This is a genomic window from Cohnella sp. LGH, from assembly GCF_017671885.1.
Classification (GTDB): Bacteria; Bacillota; Bacilli; order Paenibacillales; family Paenibacillaceae; genus Cohnella; species Cohnella phaseoli.
Window position 1 is genome coordinate 2,576,553 of the sequence record NZ_CP072117.1, and the last position, 25,431, is coordinate 2,601,983.

Annotated in this window: 24 protein-coding genes, 1 pseudogene and 1 riboswitch; all 25 genes and pseudogenes read left to right on the plus strand. The window is 53.3% G+C overall.

Translation table 11 applies throughout. The features are described from left to right. Positions 1-90: 90 nt before the first annotated feature. The 25 genes and pseudogenes from J4772_RS10495 (at position 91) to ytfJ (ending at position 25,339) form a co-directional block, all read left to right on the plus strand. A complete protein-coding gene (locus J4772_RS10495) occupies positions 91-1,599 on the plus strand; it encodes a glycan biosynthesis hexose transferase WsfD (RefSeq protein ID WP_209075167.1) in 1,509 nt (502 codons plus the stop codon). Continuing rightward, entirely contained in the window at positions 1,569-2,408 is an 840-nt protein-coding gene (locus tag J4772_RS10500; RefSeq protein WP_209075168.1) for a GGDEF domain-containing protein, read from the plus strand. Before J4772_RS10495 ends, J4772_RS10500 begins: the two co-directional genes overlap by 31 nt. Further along, positions 2,398-3,984, plus strand: a complete 1,587-nt coding sequence (locus tag J4772_RS10505) for a DUF2334 domain-containing protein (protein ID WP_209075169.1) — start codon at positions 2,398-2,400, stop codon at positions 3,982-3,984. Before J4772_RS10500 ends, J4772_RS10505 begins: the two co-directional genes overlap by 11 nt. A gap of 5 nt (positions 3,985-3,989) precedes the next feature. Continuing rightward, on the plus strand, positions 3,990-5,252 hold the full coding sequence (locus J4772_RS10510) for a glycosyltransferase family 2 protein (RefSeq protein ID WP_209075170.1): 1,263 nt from the start codon (positions 3,990-3,992) through the stop codon (positions 5,250-5,252). Positions 5,253-5,262: 10 nt separating this feature from the next. Further along, a complete protein-coding gene (locus tag J4772_RS10515; protein ID WP_209075171.1) occupies positions 5,263-7,407 on the plus strand; it encodes a cellulose biosynthesis cyclic di-GMP-binding regulatory protein BcsB in 2,145 nt (714 codons plus the stop codon). Between the two features lie 6 nt (positions 7,408-7,413). Continuing rightward, positions 7,414-8,499 (plus strand): glycoside hydrolase family 113, encoded by a 1,086-nt coding sequence (locus J4772_RS10520; protein ID WP_209075172.1) that lies wholly within the window; start codon positions 7,414-7,416, stop codon positions 8,497-8,499. A 14-nt stretch (positions 8,500-8,513) separates the two neighbouring features. Then, complete coding sequence (locus J4772_RS10525) at positions 8,514-9,494, plus strand: glycosyltransferase family 2 protein (RefSeq protein ID WP_247741070.1); 981 nt, start codon at positions 8,514-8,516, stop codon at positions 9,492-9,494. Between the two features lie 230 nt (positions 9,495-9,724). After that, on the plus strand, positions 9,725-10,864 hold the full coding sequence (locus tag J4772_RS10530; protein WP_247741185.1) for a D-alanyl-D-alanine carboxypeptidase family protein: 1,140 nt from the start codon (positions 9,725-9,727) through the stop codon (positions 10,862-10,864). Positions 10,865-11,024: 160 nt separating this feature from the next. Beyond that, entirely contained in the window at positions 11,025-11,378 is a 354-nt protein-coding gene (gene spoIIAA / locus J4772_RS10535; RefSeq protein ID WP_116065291.1) for an anti-sigma F factor antagonist, read from the plus strand. Next, positions 11,375-11,821: an anti-sigma F factor gene (gene spoIIAB / locus J4772_RS10540; RefSeq protein WP_116065242.1), complete on the plus strand. Its 447-nt coding sequence runs from the start codon at positions 11,375-11,377 to the stop codon at positions 11,819-11,821. The genes spoIIAA and spoIIAB overlap by 4 nt, the downstream gene beginning before the upstream one ends. Before the next feature lie 25 nt (positions 11,822-11,846). Then, positions 11,847-12,605: an RNA polymerase sporulation sigma factor SigF gene (sigF, locus tag J4772_RS10545; RefSeq protein ID WP_209075173.1), complete on the plus strand. Its 759-nt coding sequence runs from the start codon at positions 11,847-11,849 to the stop codon at positions 12,603-12,605. A gap of 136 nt (positions 12,606-12,741) precedes the next feature. After that, positions 12,742-13,398 (plus strand): stage V sporulation protein AA, encoded by a 657-nt coding sequence (locus tag J4772_RS10550; RefSeq protein ID WP_209075174.1) that lies wholly within the window; start codon positions 12,742-12,744, stop codon positions 13,396-13,398. After that, positions 13,391-13,816: a stage V sporulation protein AB gene (locus J4772_RS10555; protein WP_209075175.1), complete on the plus strand. Its 426-nt coding sequence runs from the start codon at positions 13,391-13,393 to the stop codon at positions 13,814-13,816. The genes J4772_RS10550 and J4772_RS10555 overlap by 8 nt, the downstream gene beginning before the upstream one ends. Positions 13,817-13,830: 14 nt before the next feature. Further along, complete coding sequence (locus J4772_RS10560) at positions 13,831-15,471, plus strand: spore germination protein (protein WP_209075176.1); 1,641 nt, start codon at positions 13,831-13,833, stop codon at positions 15,469-15,471. Positions 15,472-15,692: 221 nt separating this feature from the next. Then, entirely contained in the window at positions 15,693-17,024 is a 1,332-nt protein-coding gene (gene lysA, locus J4772_RS10565; protein ID WP_209075177.1) for a diaminopimelate decarboxylase, read from the plus strand. A 388-nt stretch (positions 17,025-17,412) separates the two neighbouring features. After that, positions 17,413-18,030: pseudogene (locus tag J4772_RS10570) on the plus strand (transposase); the annotation flags it as partial. Positions 18,031-18,055: 25 nt separating this feature from the next. Continuing rightward, entirely contained in the window at positions 18,056-18,481 is a 426-nt protein-coding gene (locus J4772_RS10575) for a peptidylprolyl isomerase (RefSeq protein ID WP_209075178.1), read from the plus strand. Between the two features lie 65 nt (positions 18,482-18,546). Then, positions 18,547-18,746: riboswitch (FMN riboswitch) on the plus strand. A gap of 278 nt (positions 18,747-19,024) precedes the next feature. Continuing rightward, positions 19,025-20,200, plus strand: a complete 1,176-nt coding sequence (ribD, locus tag J4772_RS10580; RefSeq protein ID WP_209075179.1) for a bifunctional diaminohydroxyphosphoribosylaminopyrimidine deaminase/5-amino-6-(5-phosphoribosylamino)uracil reductase RibD — start codon at positions 19,025-19,027, stop codon at positions 20,198-20,200. Further along, positions 20,181-20,849 carry a riboflavin synthase gene (gene ribE, locus J4772_RS10585; RefSeq protein WP_209075180.1) on the plus strand — a complete coding sequence of 223 codons (669 nt, stop codon included), beginning with the start codon at positions 20,181-20,183 and terminating at the stop codon, positions 20,847-20,849. The genes ribD and ribE (J4772_RS10585) overlap by 20 nt, the downstream gene beginning before the upstream one ends. Before the next feature lie 14 nt (positions 20,850-20,863). Continuing rightward, entirely contained in the window at positions 20,864-22,093 is a 1,230-nt protein-coding gene (locus J4772_RS10590; RefSeq protein ID WP_209075181.1) for a bifunctional 3,4-dihydroxy-2-butanone-4-phosphate synthase/GTP cyclohydrolase II, read from the plus strand. Between the two features lie 15 nt (positions 22,094-22,108). Continuing rightward, a complete protein-coding gene (gene ribE, locus J4772_RS10595) occupies positions 22,109-22,579 on the plus strand; it encodes a 6,7-dimethyl-8-ribityllumazine synthase (protein ID WP_116065252.1) in 471 nt (156 codons plus the stop codon). Between the two features lie 62 nt (positions 22,580-22,641). Then, complete coding sequence (locus J4772_RS10600) at positions 22,642-23,427, plus strand: segregation and condensation protein A (RefSeq protein ID WP_371822893.1); 786 nt, start codon at positions 22,642-22,644, stop codon at positions 23,425-23,427. Beyond that, positions 23,396-24,007: an SMC-Scp complex subunit ScpB gene (gene scpB, locus J4772_RS10605; protein WP_209075182.1), complete on the plus strand. Its 612-nt coding sequence runs from the start codon at positions 23,396-23,398 to the stop codon at positions 24,005-24,007. The genes J4772_RS10600 and scpB overlap by 32 nt, the downstream gene beginning before the upstream one ends. A 46-nt stretch (positions 24,008-24,053) precedes the next feature. After that, a complete protein-coding gene (locus J4772_RS10610; protein ID WP_209075183.1) occupies positions 24,054-24,746 on the plus strand; it encodes a DUF2953 domain-containing protein in 693 nt (230 codons plus the stop codon). A 98-nt stretch (positions 24,747-24,844) separates the two neighbouring features. Then, complete coding sequence (ytfJ, locus tag J4772_RS10615) at positions 24,845-25,339, plus strand: GerW family sporulation protein (RefSeq protein WP_116065256.1); 495 nt, start codon at positions 24,845-24,847, stop codon at positions 25,337-25,339. Positions 25,340-25,431 lie beyond the last annotated feature (92 nt).

The following is a 25,431-nucleotide window of genomic DNA, read 5'->3' on the forward strand; positions in this document are numbered from 1 at the left end:
ATGCTCGAAAAGTCGGAAAGCTGTACTGTTCTTGTCGAAGCGAGGAATCGTTTCTAGCACAGTCCTGTGAGTACATGAAGGGGAATTGGCATGAAGAAGTGGCTGTACAGTGTGTTGGCGCGACCGGGAACGATTGTTGTCTGTTTTACGGTTGCTTTGGCTCTAATTGTCTACACGATCCTGTTCGTCAAGCCTTACATAGGCATGGCCGACAACGGAGACTACTATAGGGAAATTCATAATCTTGGACTTTACTATTTAACTGACAACTTCGACGATCGCCACTTCGGCTACTTTAACCGTCTGTTCGGAATCAGGCAGCATCCGTTCGAGCAGACTACGCAGTTCGTATCCTCATTATCCTTGGTCATTCGAACCGCGCTATCGCTTGATTTATGGTTTACCTGGGACAATGTGTTTGATTTGCGCACGATGGGCGCCATTTATTCAGTTACCTATCTCGTTGCTTTTTATTTGCTGCTGAAGCTGTTCGGGACCCAAATGTCGCTTCCTGTTCTGGTTGGAACCGGAGCGCTGGCAGTTTTAATTTTCGGGGATGTCGGATACGTCGCCTATTTTAATTCTTTTTACGGGGAACCGGCCTCCTACATTCTGTTGTTCCTAACCTTGGGATTCGGCTTCAGATTGCTTCGGGAGCGAGTTCCGGCGACATCGGATTTTATTTTATTTTTCTTGTGCTCGGCGCTTTTCGTAGCGGCCAAACAACAGAATGCGCCAATCGGTATTTTGCTGGCAGTCATTAACGCGCGGATTTTCTTTCTTAGGAAGGATATGCGCTGGAAAATCGTTGTTAGCGGCCTGACTTTCCTTCTGCTCGTCATTTCCGTATTCGTGTATGCGGCGATCAAAGACGGAATCAGCCACATCAATCAATACCATACCGTTACGAGGGGGATTTTAGAAAGTTCTACGAATCCGGAACGGGATATGGAGGAGCTTGGGTTGGACAAGAAGTTTTCCGTGCTGGCCGGTACTACCTACTACGATAAGTACAGTATGGAGCACTCCGAATCGGCATTAATGAACGAGCAGTTTTACCCGAATGCAGGGTATGGAGCGGTGCTCAAATATTACTTGCTGCATATGGACCGCGCCGTTCAAAAGCTTGATCTTGCTTCCAAGCACGCCTACTCGATTCGTCCGTTGGTCATTGGAAACTATGAGAAAACGGTAAACAAGGATTACGGCGCAAAGGCGAATTTTTTCTCGGTATGGAGCAGCTTTAAGGAAAAATTTTTCCCGAAGAGTTTCCGTTTTCTAGCGATTTTCTATGCCATCTACTACGGCTTTCTGACAAAGTTCTATGTCGATTACTATCGAAGGAACGAGACGAAGGGCATGATTCGCTTGGAGCTGTTTGCCCTTGTCGGACTTATCGGAGTGCTGCAGCTGTCCGTCTCGTTCCTCGGAGCCGGCGATGCGGATTTGGCCAAGCATTTATTTCTGTTTAACGTTACGTTCGATTGGATGTTTATCACAATGGCTGTTTATGTCATGAACTATGTTTATGTCAAAGCAAAAACAAAGGTAGGGGCAGGTGTGCTGAGTTGGAAGCCAAAAAGATCGATATCTGGGTAATCGCGCTGGCAATTGTCGCTTATGGAATTGTGAACCTCTTTCATTTGATGCCGAAAGAGTTTTATTTCGAGAACATGATTATGCTGAGTCTTCTGTTTGCGGCAGGTTTGCTTTCCTACTTCTCGGGCATGATTTTCGCGCTCGGGATGGCGGCAGTCGTCATCTTTTTCTATGGCAGCTACGTGATGTACGGCAATGTCGTTTTAGGCAACCCGGTGGAATCCCATGTGTACTATTGGATCGTTTTTGTGCCGCTTATAGCTGCGCTCTCGGCTACGCTTGGCGGAAGAATTCGCAAGGTGCAGACCGACAACATGAAGCTGACCCGCGAGTTCGAGGAATTCGTCACCGTTGACCAGCATACGGGCTTGGACAATGTCAAGGCATTTTACGGCGTATTGAATCAGCATATGGGGCTGTCCCGCAGATTTAAGCTGCCACTAAGTCTGATGCTCGTTAATCTGACGTATTATGACGATGTTCGCGGTATTGTCGGTCCAGAGAGAATGCGGGATATTCTGAAGGCGATCGGGGAGCAGATGGTGCAGTTTACTCGTACTGAGGATTGCAGCTATATGCTGGAGGACGGACGGACATTTGCTCTATTGCTATTTACGAACAGGGAAGGAGCGCTTGTCGTCAAGGAGCGAATCAAGGAGGGAATGAAACGGTTTAATCTCGATAATTCGGCCAAGCCGGTCAGCATCAAGACAGAGCTCCGAATCGGGATTACGGAATATGAGGATCACGAGCAGGACGTATTGGGCTTCCGCAAAGCCGCCGAGAAGGACATGGAATATGACTTTTAGCCGTTCGAAGAGCATCACACGGGCGATTGCGGTTGCTCTGATTTTGAATGTCTTTATGCTTGGGGGGCATAGCTTCACTTACGCATCCGCTTCATTTGACGGCAGTGCTACCGCGAACGTAGTAATTGTGTACGGCAATGCAAGCTTGGAGCATTCGCGGGATACTCGCAATGCCGAGCAGCTTATGAAGCTGTACGACAGCCTTAGAATGCATAGCAGAATTGTTTCGTTGATTCGCGTGGACGATTATCGGGCCGGGCAGATTCAGGGCGTCACTCACGTTTTTCTGTACGGATTGGCGGAGGAAAATGTCAATGCAAGCCTGGGCGCCGATCTGCGTCGTTTTTCCGGCGTTATTGGCTGGATCGGAGGGGGGCTCGAGCGTTATTCCGATTACGGTTTGCAGGAGCGAATCGCCGTAACCGGCTATTCGAACCAATTCACCGAACTGATCTTCGGCCCGGGTGAGACGGATGATCGGAATGAAACTCGGACCTTGATCGGAGAAACGCTGCACGTTCCCAAGCTTGCGGCGAGCGACGGGCAAACCGTACAGCGGTTCGGATGGCTGTCGGATGGTCAGAAGCGCTATCCCTATGTCTTACATGCCGACAAATTATGGGCGATCTCGGCAATCGGAGAGAACGCGTCGCTCAATGACGCTTTAAGTCGAATACTAGATCAAATGTTCGATGTACAACGATCGAGTTGGCCCAATGTATTGTTGATGCTAAACAATGTGAGTCCATTTATCGATCTGGAGAGGCTGGAATCGACTGCAGAATGGCTGTACGAACAAGGGGTGCCGTTTATCGTTGAACTCAGGCCCGTGTTCGCGAATACGGAATTCAAACAGATGCAGCGTTATTTCGAGGTCATTCGCGAAGTTCAACAGCTCGGAGGTACGGCGGTTTTAGGCAACCTGCAGGGGTGGTATCCCCCGGATGCCTGGAATACGGACATCGAGCGGTATTCGGAAACAAACGTGACGAGCCCGGAGGACGCGGATGTTCTGATCGCCCTTTCGTTGCAGGCTTACTTAGATGCTAGGATATATCCGCTTGCGTTTACGGGCCCCATGGATCTGCTATTCGATCAGGAATATGTACGGACAATGTCATACTTCTCCACGTTCGTACAGAACGGCGTCTGGAAAGGATACGTCAGCGACCAATTGCCGGAACAGGCGTGGGCGGGGAATTACGTTTCCGACAAAGTGCTGCTGCAGTTCGACAGCTCCAATGATTGGGAGGGGCTGCAGGCGACAGTCGAACGGCGGAAGAAAGACGGGGCGACCTTCGACGATTTTAGAAATCATCCAAATAAAGTCTCATTCGATGAGTCGGACATCGCATCAGTAAGCGGAGAGATACGGGTAGACGGACAACGCGTGCTTTACGAGAAGATGGTAACGGAGGAGCCTCCTGAACAGCCTCCTGCGGAGCTATCGGGCGTGAATCGCGGAATCAAGCAAACAATGTCTTTCATTTTCATTATTGCCGGGCTAATCGTCGGACTGTTCTTACTGGCTTTCGTAGCCGGCAAACGGATTGATCGTAAAAAGCATCTGAGGTGAGTGGGATGTCCAACGGCTTAGGCTTCGTAGATTATCTGTTTCTATACTGTATGATCTCTATCTGGGTAATGCTGTTCGTGAATATCGTACTCATGATCGGCGGTTACCTCTACTATTTGAAAACGTTAAAGATGAATCTCGATGAGCCGTTGCAAGAGTATCCGACCGTTTCGGTGCTTGTTCCCGCCCATAATGAAGAGGTGGTCATCGGGCAGACAGTTAATGCATTGATTGCCCTCGACTATCCTCGCGACAAGCTGGAAATTATCGTGATTAACGATAACTCGTCGGATCGCACGGGTGAAATTCTGGCTGAAATTCAGCACAAAAATCCCGGCGTTAATCTCATTGTGCTGACGACGGATAAAATTACCGGCGGCAAGGGGAAGTCAGGCGCCTTAAACAACGGCTATCTGAGAAGCACGGGAGAGCTGCTCGCCGTATACGACGCCGATAATACGCCGGAGAGAAATGCGCTGAAGTACTTGGTGCATACGCTGTCTCGCGACGATAAGCTTGGAGCCGTAATCGGCAAATTTCGTACGCGCAACAAAACGAAAAACATGCTCACCAAGTTCATCAACATCGAGACGCTGGGCTTTCAATGGATGGTTCAGGCCGGCAGATGGCAGTTGTTTAATCTTTGTACGATTCCGGGAACGAATTTTATCGTCCGCAAAAAGCTGATCGAAGAGATGGGCGGCTGGGACACGAAAGCGATCGCGGAGGATACGGAGATCAGCTTCCGCCTCTATCGGCTCGGTTACAAAATCCAGTACATGCCCTTGTCCGTCACATGGGAGCAGGAGCCGGAAACGGTTAAAGTGTGGATGAAACAGAGAAGCCGCTGGGTTAAAGGAAACGTCTACGTGCTCGTGAAAAACTTCAAGCTGATGTTCTCCAAGGAATTCAGGCACGTGCGGTTCGATTTGCTCTACTTTTCCTCCGTTTACTTTCTGTTCCTAAGCTCTGCAATCATCTCGGACGTGATTTTTATTTTGGGTGCATGCAACCTGATTACTTACAATATCGCAGGCAATACGGTATTGCTATGGATTCTGGCCTACTTGGTGTTTGTCCTGGAGATGGCAATTGCGCTGAGCATGGAAAAAGGAGAAAGCAACGCCAAAAATATCGGTTTGGTCGCGCTGATGTATTTCACGTATTGCCAGATGTGGCTGATTGTGGCCCTTAAAGGCGTTTGGCAGTACATCAAGGACAGCGTGCTCGGTTTGGAAGCGAAATGGTATAAAACTGAAAGGTTCTAGGAGGTAAGTCATGAAGTCAAGGGGATCGGCCTTAGGTATATTTGTGCTGGTACTGCTGTTGTTTCTGACGACGACAACTGGCGCGTTTGCCGCGCTGGAAGAGACCGCTTCAGAGGAGCAGGCGGCGCAGTGGGAAGAGCAGGCCGAAGACGGCCCGCTGTTTAAAAACTATTTGCTGAATCGCGATATTGAATTCAAAGGACCTTTAAGTTCCGACCGCACTTATATTAATGTGGATAAGCACTGGCAGGTGCGCAAAGCATGGATAAGCTTGGCGGTTACGGTCAGCGATCTGTCGAAAAATGCCGCTTTGACGGTGTATGTCAACAATCTTCCGATCAATACCGAATTGCTCGCGCAAAGCGAACAAAGTCAGATTTTACGTTTGCCGTTGCCGTTGACGGCGCTGAAGGAAGGCAGCAATGAGATTCGGCTCGAGGTGTCTACTACAGGATCGGAAAATAATGAGGCCGTGTGCATGGAGGAGACGGAATCCGGCAGGTGGGTGCTTATTCGCGGTACCTCTTATGTTCATCTGAATTTTAGCGAGAATGCGCCGACGTCGAACCTTAACGAATACCCGTACCCTTTCCTGAAAACGAGCGAGAGTCCGCAAGCTCATTCGAGCCTCATTCTGCTGCCAGACCAAGCGAGCGAAGAAGAGATCGCAGCTGCATTGCGTATCGCCGCCGGTCTCGGGGCTTTGGCGCAAGACGAGAGCACAGATTTGAACATGGCTAGCTACTCTCAAGTAACCAAGTCCGAACTGAGCAAATATGACATTATTTACTTGGGTGGTTACGATCAAGCGCCTGCTGAAATTCGCTCGCTGTTGTCAGACAGCGATAAAGCCGGGCTGTCTCAAGGAGCCGTCATTTTCAGAGGAGCGTCTCCCTTTAGTAAAGAGAAAACGTTGATGGGGATTACGACGCAGGGCGACAAGTCCGATCTAGTCGACGCGGCCAGACTGTTCCAAAATGGGGACTTGATCTCGCAGATGGATGCTAACGTCTTTCAACTGCGGCACGGTATGGAAGTCGGTACGCTTGCTGCTGCTGCTGCCGATCAATATGTCCTGAAGGACATGGGGTACGGCAACGGTATTTACTTGGAAGGAAGATATCGGCAGCAGGCAACTGCAGGAATCAGGTTGACCTCCAATCGTCTCGTTGTTCCAGGCGCCAAGGCAGTCGTGCATTTCAGATACGCGCAGAACCTGGATTTCGACAAATCCTTGATAACGATTTATGTGAACGGGGTTCCGGTCGGAAGCAAGAAGCTCACGTCGGAGAATGCCCAGGAAGATAAGCTTGAGGTGCCGATTCCTGAGAATTTGATTTCCGCCGGTTATGTCGAAGTCAGTTTTTCTTTTGATTTGCTCTTGAAAAATATGGGCTGCGATCGGTTGCATGACGAAACGCCATGGGCTTTCGTGGATGGGCAAACGGCGATTTATTTGCCGACCAAGGGAGCGCGCGCGCTTCTGCTCGACAATTATCCGTGGCCGTTCGTCAAGGATGGCAGATTTAACGATACGGCCGTAGTTGTGTCGAGCCAACCGAGCAAACAAGAGTTGGATTTCGTTGCGGAGTTGTTTGGCTTCCTGGGCAAGGAAGTGAAGGACAATGAAGGGACGTTAACCGTCGTGAAAGATTCGGAGCTTAAGGAACTCGACAAACGTTATAATTACATTATGGCCGGAACGCCTAGTCAACTGCAGGCGATTCGGACAAATAACGAATCGTTGTGGTTCAAATATGACGACCAATTCGGCTACTTTCAATCCAATGAAATGAGAAGACTGCTGGAAAGCTTCTCTCGCAATCTTGCATCCGTGCAATTGGCAATTTCGCCTGTGAATCCCGAGAGGGGGCTGCTCATCGCGACGGCTCCCAAACAAGAGAATTTGCTTCACGTTAAGAAATATTTGACGGAGCCGAGGTTTGCTTCCAATCTGCTAGGAAACGCTATGCTCGTCGATCGCGAGGAGAACGCGACGAATCATTACTTCGCGGAAGAGGAAATTTTCTCGGTTGCCGATCGGATTAATATGGGAAGCTCCCAGGTTAAAGTATTTGCTGTCATGTTTGCTACGGTCATGCTTTTGATTTTCATAGGGATTTTCTGGTATTGGAAAAACCGTAGAAGGAGGTAAGAGCTTTTGGCACGACCGATAAACCGGCGAACTCGGGGACTAATCGCTGCAGCTGTCGTTATATCCGCAGCAGGGTTACTGTGGTTGGCAGACAACGTTACATTTCCGAGCGGTCGCTTGGTATCGGAGGAGCAGGACGTTCGCGAGCTCAAAATAAAGTCCGGAAATTTGTCGGTCGATTATACGCTTGAACAAGCGCTTGCCGATGTAGAGCGGTTAGGATTAAACGCGGTGAATGTGCCGGTGATGGTCGAAGTCGACACTTTGACTTCCAGCCGGGTGCGCGTGAACGGCGAGAGTCTAATGAAAGCTCAATCCGTGATACATGAGCTTAACAAGCGCAATGTGCGTGTATTACTGGAGCCTTACCCATGGATCGGCAAGGGCGTCTATTACGAGACCGATTGGAAGCCTGACGACGTTGAGCTTTTTTTCAGCGAATGGGGACAGGCGGTTGATGAAATCGTGGATCGAATCGCCGTTCCCGAATCGATATATGCACTGTATGTGGCATCCAATCTTGTTTACTTGGAGACATACGAGAAACAATGGGCGGATCTGATCGATCGGGTGAAGTCGCGTTATGACGGGTTGGTCACTTATCGGACGAATTGGTGGTATACGGCGGATTGGGACGCCGCCAGTCTGGAAGCCTACGAAAGAAAAATCGACAATAACATTTTCGGTAAAGTCGACTTTGTTTCGATTGCAGCGTATTTCGAATTGTCGGATCGGCCGGTCAATACGGTAAGTCAGCTAGTCGATGCCTTGCATTCGACAACCGTGTATGGAAGGAAACAGGACGTTGTTGACGAAATCGAGCGATTGCAAGAGCGGTGGAAAAAGCCCGTTTTTTTTGGTGAACTAGGCTTTCCAAAACGCGAATACGCAGCCAAACATCCTTGGAACCCTTCTCCGTCGGACAACTACAGCGCAGATGAGCAGGCTAGAGTATTTGAAGCCTATCGCCTAACCTTCACCCAGAACTGGTTCATGGGCTTTTCCGTATTCGCGATCGGCGAATCGGGAGAGGACAAGCATTATTATCCATCGGAGCAGAGTGTGGAAGTGATACGTAACTGGTACTCATGACGAGACTGTCAGGAATGGAGAACATTAAAATGATCAAATACTCAGTTGTCGTTCCGCTGTTTAACGAGGAAGAAGTGTTGGAGGAAACCTATAAGCGCCTGACCGCGGTAATGCGGCAAACGAATGAATCCTATGAGTTGGTTTTCGTGAATGACGGAAGTCGCGATCGGACGGCGGAGATTGCTGCCGAACTGTGCCGGCAAGACGAATGCGTGAGGTTCATCCAGTTTTCGCGAAATTTTGGACATCAGATTGCGATAAGCGCAGGCATGGACTATGCGGCCGGACAAGCGATAATTGTAATCGATGCGGATTTGCAGGATCCTCCCGAAGTCATACTTGAGATGATTCAGGAGTGGAAGAACGGTTATGATGTCGTTTATGGCAAGCGTTTAGTCCGCAAAGGAGAGACATTCTTCAAGAAAGCGACGGCTTCGATGTTCTACCGTCTATTGCGAAAAATGACCAGCGTCGAAATTCCTGTGGATACGGGGGATTTTCGTCTGATCGATCGCAAGGTGTGCGATGTTTTAAAGGGACTTACAGAAAAAAACCGTTTCGTTCGGGGACTGGTTAGTTGGGCGGGTTTCCGCCAGAAAAGCGTCGAATATGTGCGGGAGGAACGTTGGGCCGGAGAGACGAAATATCCATTGAGAAAAATGGTCCGATTTGCGCTCGACGGGATTACGTCTTTCTCCCACAAACCTTTAAAAGTAGCGAGTTACCTTGGCTTATCGCTTTCTTTCTTTAGCTTTATTTATTTGTTGATCGTTCTTTATCAGAAAGTGTTCACGAGTACGACGATTACCGGGTGGTCTTCCATTCTGGCCGTTAATTTGTTCTTCAACGGCATCATTCTTGTGATCCTTGGAGTTATGGGCGAATACATAGGAAGGGTGTACGACGAGGCCAAAGGACGTCCTCTGTACATCGTTTCCGAGACAATAGGAATCAAACGTCAGGAACGCGTTGAAGTTCTAATCGGCACTCGTTAATCAACAAATTGAATAAATGATGCTCCGCAAGAGTGGCTCCACCCCGATGGAATATATTTCTTCCCCTAAGGACAGACTAGAAAAATGAAGTAAACCTCTAAAGGGAAGAAATTATTGGCCGACAATCGGCCTTTCAGGAGGGGGAGCCACTTTTGGCTTGTAAAGAGACACGAATATCGTCCGGACGTCGTCTGTGCGCCTGGCTGCTGGCCGGGTTATTGACAGCGGCTCTGATTGCTCCGTCCGCTGCCGCTGCCAAGGAACCGGTTTCTAAGCAGCCGGCTGCGGATCTCGCGGCGAACGCCAAATCTGCGATTCTGATGGATGCGGACAGCGGTACGGTCGTCTACGAGAAAAATAGTACGCTCTCTCTGCCTCCCGCCAGCATCACCAAAATTATGACGATGCTGCTTGTGATGGAGGCGCTTGACGAAGGTCGGCTGAAGCTGACCGACAAGGTAACGGCAAGCGAGCACGCCGCTTCGATGGGCGGATCGCAAATTTTTCTGGAGCCCGGCGAAGAGATGACCGTGGAGGACATGCTTAAGGGCGTCGCGCTCGCCTCCGGCAATGACGCCTCCGTTGCGCTCGCCGAAAAGCTGGGCGGGAGCGAGCCGCAATTTGTCGCAATGATGAACGAGAAGGCCGCCGAGCTGGGAATGACCAACACGAAGTTCGTCAACTGCAACGGGCTGCCGGCCGAAGGCCACATGTCCTCCGCTCGCGACATCGCCATCATGTCCAGGGAGCTGCTGAAATACGAAAGCATTACGAAATATACCGGACTGTACCAAGATTACTTGCGCAAAGGCAGTCCCAAGCCGTTCTGGCTTGTAAACACGAACAAGCTCGTTCGTTTCTATAGCGGCGCCGACGGATTAAAGACCGGCTTTACGAGCGAAGCGAAGTTCTGCTTGTCGGCGACGGCGCGCAGGGACAATTTGCGGCTGATTGCCGTCGTCATGGGCGAGCCCAATACGAAGACGCGCAATGCGGAAGTGTCGCAGCTGTTTGACTATGCGTTCGCTCAGTACACGAATGTCCCGATCTACAAGAAGGGCGATTCGATCGGCACTCTTCAAGTGGAGAAGGGGAAAGTAGCCAAAGTTCCTCTGACGGCAAGGCGTTCGTACAGCGTTCTGTTGAAGAAAGGCGACGCAGGCAAGGGCATTCGTCACGAGCTTGTGCTTGAACCCAACGTAAAGGCTCCGGTGGAGATCGGGCAGCCGATCGGCAAACTGGTCGTATACCGCGGCGATGACGTGCTGGTCGAGTTTCCGGTGGAATCTCCGGCGGCAGTCGAACGCGCCGGCTGGTGGGCGCTGCTGCGTCGAACGACAGGGCAACTATTTTTCTCAGGGGCGGATTGACTGCGCATAAGGCGGCAAGACGAAGTTTCGTCGCCGCCTCTTTCGCGCGTTTTGTCGATTCTATGGGGCCTGCTTCTAGTTTTGTCGGAGGGCAGGAATGAGGGAGCGCTTCGTAGAATTGGTGACGAGGCAAGCAGGATATGGGGAAGGGGAAATGAGGATGAGCTTGCAGGTTGAGCTGGAGCAGCAACGCAATGTTTTGATCGTACGACTGAGGGGGGAGCTGGACCACCATACCGCGGACATCGTCCGCTTCAAGATGGAGGACGCGATTATGCGCGGGCGGTGCGATCACGTCGTGCTCAGCCTGAAAGAATTGCAGTTTATGGACAGCTCGGGGCTCGGCGTCATTCTCGGACGCTATAAGCTGCTTAAGAGCCGCGGCGGCAAAATGGTCGTATGCGATACGCAGCCCGGCGTTAAAAGGCTGTTTGAGCTGTCGGGGCTGTTCAAGATTCTCTCGTTCTATGATTCGGAGCGCTTGGCAGTTGCCGGTCTGGAGGTTGTATCATGAGTGGACATAATCATATGAAGCTCTCATTTGCGAGCCGTTCCGAGAACGAGTCTTTCGCGAGAGTGACGGTTGCGGCATTTATCACGCAGCTTGATCCGACTTTGGAACAAGTGGACGAGATCAAGACGGTCGTGTCGGAGGCGGTAACCAACGCGATCATTCACGGCTACGAGGGAAGGACGGACGGAATCGTCACCGTCGAAGCGGAGCTGGACGGAGATATGATTTCGCTATCCGTCAGCGACCAGGGCAAAGGAATTGAAGATCTGGAGCTGGCCAGACAGCCGTTATTCACTTCGCGCCCAGAGCTTGAACGCTCGGGCATGGGCTTTACGATCATGGAAAATTTCATGGACGAATTTGACGTCGTCAGCTCGGAAGCGGGCGGTACGTCGCTTAGGATGAAGAAGCGGATCGAGTCGAAAAAGGCGTTGTTTAACTAAAAACCGTGCGGCAGGGGTTGGAGGCATGGAATCAGAATGGAAACGATCGTCTCCGCCGGCTTATTTGGATGACGGAGAAGTGAAGCGCCTTATTGCGCTTAGTCAATCCGGAGATACGACCGCGCGAGACACGCTCGTCAATAGCAACATTCGGCTAGTATGGTCCGTCGTGCAGCGGTTTGCCAATCGCGGCTACGACAGCGACGACCTGTTCCAGATCGGCTGCATCGGCTTGCTGAAGTCGGTGGACAAGTTCGATCTCTCTTACGACGTGAAGTTTTCGACTTACGCTGTGCCGATGATTATCGGAGAGATACAAAGATTTCTCAGAGACGACGGTACGCTGAAAGTGAGCCGCTCCTTGAAAGAGATGGCCAATCGCGTCCGCAAGACGAAGGACGAGCTGTCCAAGCGATACGGGCGTGCGCCGACGATTGGCGAAGTGGCCGAGGAGCTTGGCGTGACGCCGGAGGAAATCGTATTTGCGCAGGAAGCGAACAAGCCGCCGACATCGATTCACGAGACGGTGTTCGAGAACGACGGCGATCCGATCACGCTTATGGATCAAATCGCCGATGAATCTCAGGAGCGCTGGTTCGACAAGCTGGCTTTGACGGAAGCGATCCAAGGGCTGAGCGAGAGGGAGCGGCTGATTATTTTCCTGAGGTATTTCCGCGATCAGACGCAATCCGAAGTTGCCAGCAGACTGGGTATCTCTCAAGTCCAGGTCAGCCGGCTGGAGAAAAAAATATTGCAAAACATTAAAGACCAGATCGCGCAGTAGGTCGCTGCTTGCAGCGCGCGATCGCGGGAGGCGGACGCCGGAAACGGGCGGACGCCTCTTCTTTTTTTCCGAAATACGGTTAGGCTGCCGCTTTCCATTCCATACTAAGCGAAATGCCGCTTGGGGGAGGGGGAGTATGAGTCGCTCGCATGCAGAGGAGGAAAACAGAGTCGTCTACGTCCGGATGCGCAGAAGAGCGGTCGTTCGTCCCGGCGCCGTAATTCGTTTGGGAGACGTCGCCAGACTGGTAACGGAGAAGGAACTGCAAATTCGGCTTGAAAAGCTAGCGCTGCACAAGGTTACCGCTGGCGACGGCAATATGGTGCTGATCGACATGCTGCAAGTCGTTAAAGCGATTCGCGAAGCGGAGCCGGGCATGGTCATCGAGACGTTCGGAGAACCGCATGTGCTGCTGGAGATTTCGCCTGCGGGCGAAGTTAAACCTCGCCGGATTGTGCTTGCGCTTGCTTGGCTGCTGCTGTTTTTCGGCTCCGGAATGGCGATGATGAACTTCCATGCCGACGTCAATATGCCCGCGGTGCAGAAAAGAATTACCGAGCTGATTACCGGCAAAGACGGCGCCCATCCTTGGTTGTTTCAAATTCCGTACTCGATCGGGGTTGGAATGGGGATGCTTCTGTTTTTTAACCGTCTCTTGCGCAAACGGCTGAACGACGAGCCGAATCCGCTGGAGGTGGAGATGTTCATGTACCAGGAAAATGTGAATCATTACGTCATTACCGAGGAATACCGTAAAAAACACGAGGACAGGACGGGGAAAGACGGTGACTGAAGCGCTTCGGGGCCTGCTGCTTAGCATCGTAAGCCTGGCGGGGGGCTTTGCCGTCGGGAGCGCCTTCGTAGCGCTGCTGATCGTGCTCGACTTGATTCCCAGACTGGTGCAGCTGACGAGAGGGCACCGCCGCTCGGCCGTGTTCGAATCCGCGATTCTGATTGGCTCGCTGTATTGGATTTGCGCGGATTTGTTCGACTGGTCCTTCCGGCTGTCGGCGCGATTTCTGCTTATTCCGGCGGTTTTTCAGGGCTTGTTCGTCGGCATGTTCGCCGCCGCTTTGACGGAGGTGCTGAACGTGATCCCTATCGTGTCTAAGAGATTAAAACTTAAGCCTTATTTATTGCCGTTGTTGATGGCCATGGTGTTGGGCAAGGTGACGGGCTCGCTCGTCGACTGGCTGTGGTTACAGCCTTAAGGAGCGTGAATGTGATGGAAACGACCGAGCAGGGCGGCGTGAATGACGGACATGCGGGCCGGCAGATGAAATTTCCGAAGGAGCTGATCCGGAAGGCATCGGTTAGAAAAGAGAGTTCTTCGGGAGACGAGAGAGACGCGCGGCATCGGGAAGAGAAGGAGATAACGCCATCGGCATCGGAGACAGCTCGCAAGACGTCCGAGCGCATCCCCGACGAGCTTGAGCGATGGAAGCGACAGCTGACGGAGACGATTGGGCTGGACAAAAGCTTCGAGGTTCAAGTTCGGGAGATGATTTTCGGCGGCAGGAAGGTGGCGCTGCTATTCCTTAGCGTGTTCGCCAAGGATACGGCGCTGACGGAGATCATCAAGAGATTAACCTATCTGGATCCCGACAGTTCGCTGGATTCCGACGCACTGCAGTCTTTTCTGGAGTGCTATGTGCCTGCGGTACAGGTCCAGAGAACGGATTCCTTCCCGGAAATGGTCGACGGTGTGCTGATGGGCAATACCGCCTTTTACGTAGACGGGCAGTCGGCGGCGCTGATGATAGACGCGAAATCTTTCCCGGGAAGAAATCCGGAGCAGCCTTCGCTGGAGAAGGTCGTCAGGGGCAGCCAGGACGGTTTTACGGAGACGCTGCTAACGAACGTCGCGCTCATTCGGCGCAGGCTGCGCGACCCGAATTTACGCTTTGAGATTATGAAGGTCGGTCGTCGCACCCAGACGGACGTCTGCATCGGATATATCGACGATATCGCGAACACGGAGCTGGTGGAATCGATTCGGGACAAAATTCGCGCGATCGATATCGACGGCCTCCCGCTCGCGGATAAGCAGTTGGAGGAAATGACGGTCAGCAGCAACTGGAATCCGTTCCCTTTGGTGAGGTATACGGAACGGCCCGACGTCGTTGCGGCGCAACTGCTCGACGGAAGCGTTACCGTTATCGTCGATACTTCGCCCAGCGCAATTCTGCTGCCGACGACGTATTTTGATTTGGTGCAGCACGCGGAGGAAAATCGCCAAAACCCGTTCATGGGCTCCTATATGAGATGGGTGCGGTATTTGGGCATTCTCGCATCGCTTGTGCTGATGCCGCTGTGGTTTTTGTTTAACGCCAATCCCTCGATGCGCCCCGAGTGGTTATGGTTTGTAGGAACGGACAAGGCGGGGCAGCTTCCGCTGATACTTCAATTTCTGATTGCGGAGGTCGGCGTCGATCTGCTCCGGCTTGCGGCCGTGCACACGCCCGCGCCTCTCGTCACCGCGATGACGTTGCTGTCGGCGATCCTGATCGGCGATATAGCGGTCAAGACAGGGTTATTCGTCAACGAGGTTATTTTATATATGGCGGTGTCCGCTATCGGCATGTTCGCGACGCCGAGCTACGAGCTGGGCTTGGCGAATCGAATCATACGATTGGGCTTGCTTCTCGCCGTGTTTTTCTTCCAGGAAATCGGCTTTGTGATCCTTGTAACGGCCGCGATGCTGTATTTAGCCTTCAAGCGATCGTTCAACGCGCCTTACCTATGGCCTTTCCTGCCCTTTAACGCAGTCGCGTTCCGCAACATCCTGTTCAGAATGCCGCTGTCGACGAACAAGAAGAGGCTGTCGATCTACCGGACCAAAAAAAATCGCAAGCAGCCGGTATAGCGTAAAGGCGGCTTCGTATGCCGGGTTTTCGGGGTTTCGGACGGACGAAATGCCCCGACTGCCCGGCTTTTTGGCGACTTTTCATAAAGTTAGTGCAAATGTTGTGGCAAATCCTCCATATCCCCTCGGCCGGATTTCCGGTATACTGAGTGTTAAAGTGCAAACTCCGGAGAGGTCGGCTAACGGCCGTTTCCGAATTATTCGCCAAAGGGGAAAAGGATATGTTTTTGCATGGTACGAGCAAAATAAACAGCAAAGGTCATCTGGAAATCGGAGGATGCGACGTTACGGATTTGGCGAAGCAGTTCGGCACTCCGCTATATATTGTCGATGAGGCGCTGGTGCGTCAGCGCGCCCGCGAATTTATGGAAGCTTTCCGCGCGACGGGCATGCGTCATCAGGTGGCTTACGCCTCCAAGGCGTTCTGCGTCATGGCGATGTGCCGCGTGGCCGAAGAAGAAGGGATGAGCCTCGACGTCGTGTCCGACGGCGAGTTGTATACGGCGCTGCAAGCCGGTTTCCCGGCCGAGCGCATTCATTTCCACGGCAACAACAAAACGCCGGAAGAGATTTTGATGGCGCTGGAAGCGAACATCGGCTGTTTTGTCGTGGACAACTTTAACGAGCTGCACCTGCTGAATGCCTTGGCCGGAGAGCAGGGCAAACGCGTAAATGTGCTGCTGCGCATTACGCCGGGAGTCGAGGCGCATACGCACGATTATATTTCCACCGGTCAGCAGGACTCCAAGTTCGGCTTCGACCTGGGCAACGGCACGGCGTTCCAGGCGATCGAGACTGCGATTTCCTTGCCGAACCTTCAGGTGCTTGGCGTTCATTCTCATATCGGCTCGCAGATTTTCGAGGTTGAAGGTTTTCGGATGGCGGTCGAAAAAGTATCGGCCTTCGCGGTCGAGATCCGCGACAAGCTAAGCCATACGTTTACAGTGCTGAATCTCGGCGGAGGCTTCGGCATCCGCTACGTGGAAGGCGACCAGCCGCTGCCGCTCGGCACTTACGTGCAGGCGATCGCGGACGCCGTCCGCACGACGTGCGAGCAAGCGAGCTTCCCGCTTCCGGAAATCTGGATCGAGCCGGGCCGCAGCATCATCGGCGATGCAGGCACGACGCTCTATACGGTAGGAACGAGCAAAGACATTCCGGGCGTGCGCAAATATATCGCGGTGGACGGCGGCATGACCGACAATCCGCGTCCGGCGCTTTACGAGTCCAAATACGAGGCGCTTCTAGCCAACCGTGCCAACGACGCAGCGGAGGAGGTCGTCTCCGTCGCGGGCAAATGCTGCGAGAGCGGCGACATGCTTATCTGGGACTTGAACCTGCCAGCCGTTCAATCCGGCGACCTGCTCGCCGTGTTCTGCACGGGAGCTTACAACTATGCGATGGCCAGCAACTACAATCGCATCCGTCGCCCTGCCGTCGTATTCGTTAAGGACGGCCAAGCGGATCTCGTCGTCGCTCGCGAGACGTACGAGAACATCGTCGGCAACGACGTCATTCCGGCCCGCTTGCAGAAGCAGGCGGTCGCGAAATAAAATTTTCTTCCGGCGTAGAGGCTGTCTCATAAGTGACTTATGAGCAGCCTTTGCTTTATCTCGATTAGTGTTTTTGTGGGGATGTATCTCCTTCCGGTTGCTGTTGGAATCGTGAAATCGGAATGGGTAAACTCGTAACAAGGAGATTTCACGATTCCAAAGGCAAACGCTCCGCTCCTCCAGGAGATACATCCCCCCTTCTTTTCATCGAGATTAACTACGAAAAACACAAAAAGAAACCGTCCTTTGGTAAAATGGAGGTACCACCCACCCATCTCAGAAAGGAACGGTTTCTTTGTACATTCACTATACCATGGACCAAGAAGCCTCTCAAAAGGCAGTTCGCGTTCTCTGTAAGGATCTGCTCCCACGTCTACAAAAGTATGAACAGCATCAAGAGATCCTCGGAGAACGGAACAGCTTTAGCAAAACAGATTTGGACGCGACGTTCATGCGGATGAAGGAAGATCACATGCGCAATGGTCAACTGAAACCGCTGTTTCGCTGCGAGAGCAAGGAAACAACGGAAAGTGGATTTGAAATTCGGAAGAGGCACTACCGGAGTGCGGGCTGTGAAGGTTGTCGACTTAAGGACGCCTGCACAAAAGAACAAGGGAATCGGGAAATCAGCGTCAGTCTGAGGGATTTGCGTTACAAACAGCAAGCACGGGAAAGACTCCGTAGCGAAGACGGGTACGCACAATCGGTTCGGCGGATGATTGAGCCGGAGAGTTTGTTTGGGCAAATGAAGCATAACCGGGGATTCCGGCGTTTTCTACTTTGCGGCTTAACAAAATTAAGCTTAGAGGTCGGATGGCTTTCGCTTGCCCATAATTTGCGTAATGACGGCGCAGGGTTAGCCCCCCAACGCCGCCATTTTTCAATCAGGCACCTTTTTTCTCCAGCGAGCTGTTCTAAAAGTGAGCTAGAACTTACTTTTGCGACAGCTCCGTTTTTTGCTGCGCACGATGGCACGGCTGCGTGGAAATGTTGTAAAATGAGATGAACCGAACTAGAGGAGGCAGATTGTTTTGGCTAAACAAGCGAGTATTAAAATGGCGGACGGCAACGAAATCGTCCTTGAGTTGTTCGATCAGGACGCTCCGAATACGGTGGCAAACTTCGAGAAGCTGGCTAACGAGGGCTTCTATGACGGCATTCCGTTCCACCGCGTCATTCCGGGCTTCGTCGCGCAAGGCGGTTGTCCAAACGGAAATGGGACGGGCGGCCCCGGTTACACGATCAATTGCGAGCACAACCAGAACAAGCATGAGCGCGGCAGCTTGGCGATGGCTCACCGCGGACCGAATACCGGCGGCAGCCAGTTCTATATTTGCTACCGGCCTCAGCCGCATCTGGACGGCGTACATACTGTATTCGGCAAAATAACGTCCGGTATGGAGCACGTGGATGCGTTACAAGGTCAAGAGAAGATGGAATCGGTGCGCGTAAGCTGACAATAATTCCAACCTAACTGCTTGCAAATTGGCAGGCGGAGTGATACACTGACTAACAATAGTTGCTTATCCTTCGGGGCGGGGTGCAATTCCCCACCGACGGTGATCGGCAGCGTCCTCGGCCATCGATCTCATCGAAGCCGCTTGCGCCGCCGTCAGTCCGTGACCCGTCATTGCCGCTTCCGGTCCAACCGGCGACGGCTTTGCGGTGGACCTGGTGAGAATCCGGGACCGACAGTAACAGTCTGGATGGGAGAAGGAAGCACAGCGGCCATGCCGTATTCTTGAAAAGCGTCGACTCGTGGTTGGGAGAAATCAGAGAGATCTTTTACGGCTTTGATTGTTCCTTTTTTCACAAACCTGCGATGGAGACGGGTTGTTTCAGCATGCTTTCGATCTTGTTCTATTCGATCGTAACGAGCTGTTCTCTTTGCTTTTCGAAATACGACTGAAGGTCTGTTTAACGCTGTGCATTTAACGCCCCCTGGAGAATTTACGCCCGGGGGCTTTTTTGTTTGATCTCGGCGGGAGAGGAGGAGACGGATGGAAATACTGAATGACGAATACTACATGCGGCTAGCCTTGAATTTGGCGGACGGAGCCTCCGGTCAAACCGGCGTCAATCCCGTAGTCGGCTGCGTTGTAGTCAAAGAGGGTCGGATCGTCGGCTTAGGCGCGCATCTGAAGCGGGGGGAGGGCCATGCGGAAGTTCATGCGCTTAATATGGCTGGAGAACAGGCCAGCGGGGCGACCGCTTATGTCACGCTTGAGCCTTGCAGTCATTACGGGCAGACCCCGCCTTGCTGCGAGCGTCTAATCAAGGAAGGCGTATCGCGCGTCGTCGTCGCTGCGGTCGATCCGAATCCGCTCGTTGCCGGACAGGGGCTTGCAAGACTTCGGGAGGCTGGCATCGAGGTGTTGGCAGGCGTCCTGGAAGCGGAAGCTGCGGTTCAGAACGAGGCGTTTAACAAGTTCATTCGCACCGGACTGCCCTTCGTCACGCTTAAGACGGCGATGAGTCTGGACGGACGCATCGCCACCCGCACCGGCCACAGCCGATGGATTACGGGAGCAGCCGCCAGGGAGGCCGTACATACGCTGCGGCATCGTCATAGCGGAATTATGGTCGGCGTTCAGACGGTTCTGGCCGACGACCCGGAGCTGACGACCCGCCTCAGCGTGCCCGCGCTTCATCCGGCTCGCATCATTGTCGATTCCAAGCTGAACATCCCGATTACGGCGAGAGTGCTGAACGAAGCCGCCCCGACAATCGTGTTGACTACGCTTCGCGCAGATGAAAGCCGTGCCGAACGTCTTAGGCAGCTTGGCGCCGAGGTGCTGCGTTGCGGCGATGGCGAACGCGTCGATCTCGTGGCGGCGATGAGGGAGCTGGGGACGCGAGGCATTAGCTCCGTGCTGCTGGAGGGCGGAGGCGTGCTCAACGGCGCTATGCTGGAGGCGGGCCTCGTCGACAAGGTTAACTTGTTTTACGCTCCGATTATCGTCGGAGGAGAAGGCGCTCCATCCGCGTTCTCCTATGTCGGCCCGAACGAGATGTCCGCGGCGCTTCGGCTTTCCGGAGTGTCGATGCAAAGCTACGGGGACGATTGGTGCGTGAACGGGTATCCGAGCAATCGGCTTGACCGACCGGCGAACGAAGCGGGATCGCAGGAGCGCGCAGGTAAGGGGGATGTTCAAGATGTTTACGGGACTTATTGAAGAGATGGGCGTTCTGCGCTCCGTGCAGCGCAGGGGAGAAGCAATGATTATGGGCGTCTCGGCCTCCAAGGTTCTGGAGGACGTCAAGCTCGGCGACAGCATCGCAGTTAACGGGGTGTGTCTAACCGTCGTGTCGTTCGACCGAACGAGCTTTGAGGTGGATGTCATGCCCGAGACGTATCGCCATACGAACCTTAGCTCGCTGAAGCCCGGCGCTCCCTTGAATTTGGAACGGGCGATGCAGGCGGGAGGCCGCTTCGGCGGGCATCTCGTGCAGGGCCATGTCGATGGCGTCGGAACGATCAGAGGACGAACGGCGGAAGCCAATGCCGTCGTCTTCGCAATCGAGCCCAACGATCCGGCCATGCTGCGCCACGTCGTGCAGCAGGGTTCGGTTACGCTGGACGGCATTAGCTTAACGGTCGTCTCGACGAATCGGGACGAGGCAATTTTCACGGTATCGATCATTCCGCATACGCTGCGCGAAACGGTTCTGCAGCACAAGCACCCCGGCGATTCGCTGAATATCGAATGCGATATTCTCGGCAAGTACGTCGACCACCTGCTTGGCTGGAGAGATCAAGCGGCCAGCACGCGTAAAACTGGCGGCTTGACCGAATCGATGCTGCGCGACAACGGGTTTATGTGAAAGGAGCGACCAACATGACAGAGCAACATTTTGACCGGATCGACGACGCGATCGAGGACTTGCGCCAGGGGAAAATCATTATCGTCGTCGACGACGAGGATAGGGAGAACGAAGGGGATTTGATCGCGCTGGCCGACAAGGCGACGCCGGAAGTGATCAACTTCATGATCAAGGAGGCCAGAGGGCTGCTTTGCGTGCCGATTACCCAGGAGCGGGCCGAAGCGCTTGACTTGCCGCCTATGGTCAATCACAATACGGATTATCACGGCACCGCGTTTACCGTATCGGTCGACCACGTGTCTACGACGACGGGAATATCCGCTCATGAGCGTTCGTTGACGGTTCAGGCGATGATCGATCCGGCGGCAAGGCCAAGCGACTTCCGCAGACCGGGCCACATTTTCCCTTTGATTGCCAAAAACGGCGGCGTGCTCAGAAGAGCCGGGCATACGGAAGCGGCGATCGATCTGGCAAGAATGAGCGGGTCCGCGCCTGCGGCCGTTATCTGCGAAGTTATTAAAGAAGACGGGACGATGGCAAGGCTCCCCGATCTGCAGACGTTCGCCAAGGAGCATTGCCTCAAGCTGATCACGATCAAGGATCTGATCCATTATCGCAATGAGAAGGAGAAGCTGGTCAAACGCGAGGTCGCGGTCAGAATACCGACCGATTTCGGAACGTTCCAAGCAGTCGCCTACACGAACGAAGTCGATCGCAAGGAGCATGTCGCTTTCGTCAAAGGAGAGCTAGACGGTTCAAAACCGGTGCTTGTCCGCGTGCATTCGGAGTGCTTGACGGGCGACGTCTTCCATTCTCATCGCTGCGATTGCGGTCCTCAGTTGGAAGCGGCGCTCAGACAGATCAACGAAGCGGGCAGCGGAGTACTACTCTATATGCGCCAGGAAGGCCGGGGCATCGGTCTGATCAACAAATTGCGCGCTTACGAGCTGCAGGAGCAGGGATTGGACACGGTGGACGCGAATATTCAATTGGGATTCGCTCCGGATCTTCGCGATTACGGCATTGGGGCGCAAATTTTGAAAGATCTCGGCATTCGCGACATTCGGCTGCTGACGAACAATCCGCGCAAGATCAAAGGGCTGGAAGGCTACGGTCTGAACGTCGTCGAGCGCGTTCCGATACAGATGCAGGAGAACGAAGACAATACGGGATATTTGCATACCAAGAAAGCCAAGCTAGGCCATCTGCTATCGTTCCAAGGCGAGCCTGACTACAACATTTGAGGGGATGAACGTACAATGTCAATCGTATATGAAGGTCACTTAGTATCCAAAGGGTTAAAATACGCAATCGTCGTCGGAAGATTCAACGAGTTTATTTCGTCCAAGCTGCTCGGAGGGGCGCTAGATGCGCTGAAGCGTCACGGAGCGGAGGATAGCGAAGTGGAGATCGCATGGGTTCCGGGAGCTTTCGAAATTCCGCTGATCGCCCAGAAGCTTGCGGAGAGCGGCAAGTACGATGCGGTCATTACGCTGGGCGCGGTTATTCGCGGCTCCACGCCGCATTTCGACTACGTCTGCAACGAAGTGGCCAAGGGAGTCGCCGCTATCTCGCTCAAGACGGGCGTGCCGACAATCTTCGGCGTGCTGACGACGGACAGCATCGAGCAAGCGGTGGAGCGCGCGGGAACGAAGGCTGGCAACAAGGGCTGGGACGCGGCTACGACGGCCATCGAGATGGCGAATTTGACGCGGGCGATCTCGGGCTGATAAGATTTCATTTTAGAAGGTAATAGGGACGTGCGTGAAGGCAGGAGGAAACCCGCGTGGCAATGCTGTACAAGCTGGAGACGTTCGAAGGTCCGCTCGATTTGCTGCTCCATCTGATCGACAAGGCGGAAATCGACATTCAGGACATCTCGATCAGCGACATTACCGATCAATATATGGAATATTTGGCGGCGATGCAGGAGCTCGAGCTTGACATTACCAGCGAATTTCTTGTGATGGCGGCGACACTGCTCTCCATGAAGAGCAGGCAGCTGCTGCCTAAGCCTCCGGTTACCGAGGAACCGTGGCTAACGGTCGATGAGGACGACGATCTCGACCCTCGCGAGGAACTGATTCGCAAGCTGATCGAATACCGCAAATTCAAGTCGGTGGCCGGACAGCTGCGCGAGAAGGAATGGGATCGCAGTCAGGTGTACACGCGAGAGCCAACCGACCTAACCCCCTTCGAGAAGGCGATCAAGACGAATCCGGTCGAAGGACTGCACGTGGACGATCTCGTCAAAGCGTTCCAGAAAGCGATGAGAAGACTGGCCGGACGAAACCGGGTTTCTTCGATTCGCAAGGACGAAATTTCGGTCAAGGATCGAATTCTCGACATTATCCATACGCTCAAGAGCCGTTCGACCGAAGGAAAGCTGCTGTTTTCGCAATTGCTCAGGGAAGAGGAAGATCGCGAGGAAATCGTCGTCACCTTCCTGGCAATTCTGGAATTAATGAAGCGGAAATGGATTTCCTGCCATCAAAACGCACTGTTCGATGAAATCGTGTTGTCGTGGACGGGGAGAGAAGAGAACGATGAATTACTCGACATTGAAATCGGTACTTGAAGGCCTGTTGTTCGTATCCGGAGACGAAGGGATCAGCGCGAAGACGGCCGCCGAGGTCGTCGAGACGGACGTAGCCGTCGTGGCGGACGTGCTGAAGGATTTGCAGAAGGATTTCTCCAAAAAAAGCCGCGGAATCCGGATCGCCGAAGTGGCCGGAAGTTTCCGGCTGACGACGGCCAGCGAGCATGCGCCGTTTTTCGAGAAGCTGGCTTACTCTCCCTCGCGTTCTTCGCTGTCGCAAGCAGCGCTTGAGACGCTGGCGATCATCGCCTACAAGCAGCCGATTACACGGATCGAGATCGAAGAAATACGCGGAGTGAAGGCGGATCGGCCGCTTCACCATTTGGTGAACAAGGATCTGATCGAGGAGAAGGGCAGAGCTGATGCGCTTGGCCGTCCGATCCTATACGGCACGACTAAAGCGTTTCTCGACTATTTCGGATTGCCCGGCATCCAAAGCCTGCCTGAACCGACGTTCGCCGACGGTGACGACGAGCTGGAGGAGAGGACAAAGCTCCTGTTCGACCGAATCGAAGGTCGACAGCTTTCTCTGGAAGATTTGGAACGGGAATTGGAATGAACGAAAGCCAGAAGGCCATACTACCCCTATGAAAGGCGGGGGAGGTATGGCCTTCTGGCTTTGGATCGCCTCGGCGGCAGCTGCGGCGGCGCTGGTCGCGGCATGGTTTTCGCCAATCAAAATCCGCGTCCGATACTCGCGCAGCGGTCGATTGGATCAGTTGGTCGTTGTCGTTCAAGCGTTGTTCGGTCTTTTCCGTTATCGGATTCTGCTCCCGTCGGTTGTCATTCGCGGCTGGAACGTCGTATACCGCGAACAGAGGACCGGCGGATTGCCTGGAAGGACGCAAGGAAGCAAAGCAAAGCGGATAGTGGGCAGAAAAACGATTATGCGGTACATAAGAGCTTACCGCTCGATACTCGTTTCCACGAAGAGGTTCAAACAATGGGCGAGACAAACGCTGAAGAAAGTGGAATGTACCCGGTGGAGACTCGATTTTCGCGTAGGCACGGGGGACGCGGCATCGACTGCGACTTTGACGGGCTTGCTGTGGGCCGTATCCGGCTGCGCTTCAGGCATCGCTAGCCGCATGCTCGCTTTCCGTACCTCGCCGTATGGCGAGGTGACGCCGAACTATTCCGCACCCGAGTTTACGGTTGTATGGGAAGCGGACTTTCGCATTCGACTGGGAACGCTCCTAAGGGCATTTCTTAAACTCGGGGTAAACAGGATTCGCGTCGGCAAGGCGCTGCGGGCATGGCGGAGCTGGCTGACGCCTCCCAAGGAAGGTTTAAGCTAGTCGACACGAAGCTTGAACATCCCGCAGCAGGCAGCAAGTGGACGCATAAAGGCGTAGGGGATTCGGGCAAATTAGGTACACGAAAGGAGGAGTTGAAGATGTCACAGCATCAGCATCCGATTAACGGCTTAATGCAAACCGCAATGGAAAATATCAAGGATATGGTCGACGTCAATACGATCGTCGGAGAACCGGTGCAGACTCCCGACGGGAGCGTTATTATGCCGATTTCTAAAGTCGGCTTTGGCTTTGCGGCGGGCGGTAGCGAATTTTCGGCGATGGAGGATGGATCCGACCATTCCGGAAAATCCCGTTCTCACGAACAAGAAGGTCACCATGCCTCGGTTTCGCTTCCGTTTGGCGGCGGCAGCGGCGGCGGCGTATCGATTACCCCGATTGCCTTTCTAGTCGTCGGCTCTCAAGGGGTTAAGGTCGTGCCGCTGGACAATCAGACGCATCTGCTGGAGCGACTGATCGACGCCGCCCCGGAATGGGTCGACAAGTTAAAGCACGCCTTTATGCGTAATCCGAATTCTACGGAGACCATTCGAACGGTCGAAACGAAAACGTCGAACGATTCCTCGTTAATGTAAGTTCCGAAATACCGACGAAGCGCCGACTCCTGAATAACGTCAGGAGGCTGGCGCTTTTTTGAGCCCGGAAGGAATCTATCCTCATACTTTAG

Bases quoted from the DNA above. Each gene is read 5' to 3' on its own strand.
- J4772_RS10495 (WP_209075167.1), top strand. From the start codon at position 91: ATGAAGAAGTGGCTGTACAGTGTGTTGGCGCGACCGGGAACGATTGTT.
- J4772_RS10505 (WP_209075169.1), top strand. From the start codon at position 2,398: ATGACTTTTAGCCGTTCGAAGAGCATCACACGGGCGATTGCGGTTGCT.
- J4772_RS10510 (WP_209075170.1), top strand. From the start codon at position 3,990: ATGTCCAACGGCTTAGGCTTCGTAGATTATCTGTTTCTATACTGTATG.
- J4772_RS10515 (WP_209075171.1), top strand. From the start codon at position 5,263: ATGAAGTCAAGGGGATCGGCCTTAGGTATATTTGTGCTGGTACTGCTG.
- J4772_RS10525 (WP_247741070.1), top strand. From the start codon at position 8,514: ATGGAGAACATTAAAATGATCAAATACTCAGTTGTCGTTCCGCTGTTT.
- spoIIAA (WP_116065291.1), top strand. From the start codon at position 11,025: ATGAGCTTGCAGGTTGAGCTGGAGCAGCAACGCAATGTTTTGATCGTA.
- spoIIAB (WP_116065242.1), top strand. From the start codon at position 11,375: ATGAGTGGACATAATCATATGAAGCTCTCATTTGCGAGCCGTTCCGAG.
- sigF (WP_209075173.1), top strand. From the start codon at position 11,847: ATGGAATCAGAATGGAAACGATCGTCTCCGCCGGCTTATTTGGATGAC.
- J4772_RS10550 (WP_209075174.1), top strand. From the start codon at position 12,742: ATGAGTCGCTCGCATGCAGAGGAGGAAAACAGAGTCGTCTACGTCCGG.
- J4772_RS10560 (WP_209075176.1), top strand. From the start codon at position 13,831: ATGGAAACGACCGAGCAGGGCGGCGTGAATGACGGACATGCGGGCCGG.
- lysA (WP_209075177.1), top strand. From the start codon at position 15,693: ATGTTTTTGCATGGTACGAGCAAAATAAACAGCAAAGGTCATCTGGAA.
- ribD (WP_209075179.1), top strand. From the start codon at position 19,025: ATGGAAATACTGAATGACGAATACTACATGCGGCTAGCCTTGAATTTG.
- ribE (WP_209075180.1), top strand. From the start codon at position 20,181: ATGTTTACGGGACTTATTGAAGAGATGGGCGTTCTGCGCTCCGTGCAG.
- J4772_RS10590 (WP_209075181.1), top strand. From the start codon at position 20,864: ATGACAGAGCAACATTTTGACCGGATCGACGACGCGATCGAGGACTTG.
- ribE (WP_116065252.1), top strand. From the start codon at position 22,109: ATGTCAATCGTATATGAAGGTCACTTAGTATCCAAAGGGTTAAAATAC.
- J4772_RS10600 (WP_371822893.1), top strand. From the start codon at position 22,642: ATGCTGTACAAGCTGGAGACGTTCGAAGGTCCGCTCGATTTGCTGCTC.
- scpB (WP_209075182.1), top strand. From the start codon at position 23,396: ATGAATTACTCGACATTGAAATCGGTACTTGAAGGCCTGTTGTTCGTA.
- J4772_RS10610 (WP_209075183.1), top strand. From the start codon at position 24,054: ATGGCCTTCTGGCTTTGGATCGCCTCGGCGGCAGCTGCGGCGGCGCTG.
- ytfJ (WP_116065256.1), top strand. From the start codon at position 24,845: ATGTCACAGCATCAGCATCCGATTAACGGCTTAATGCAAACCGCAATG.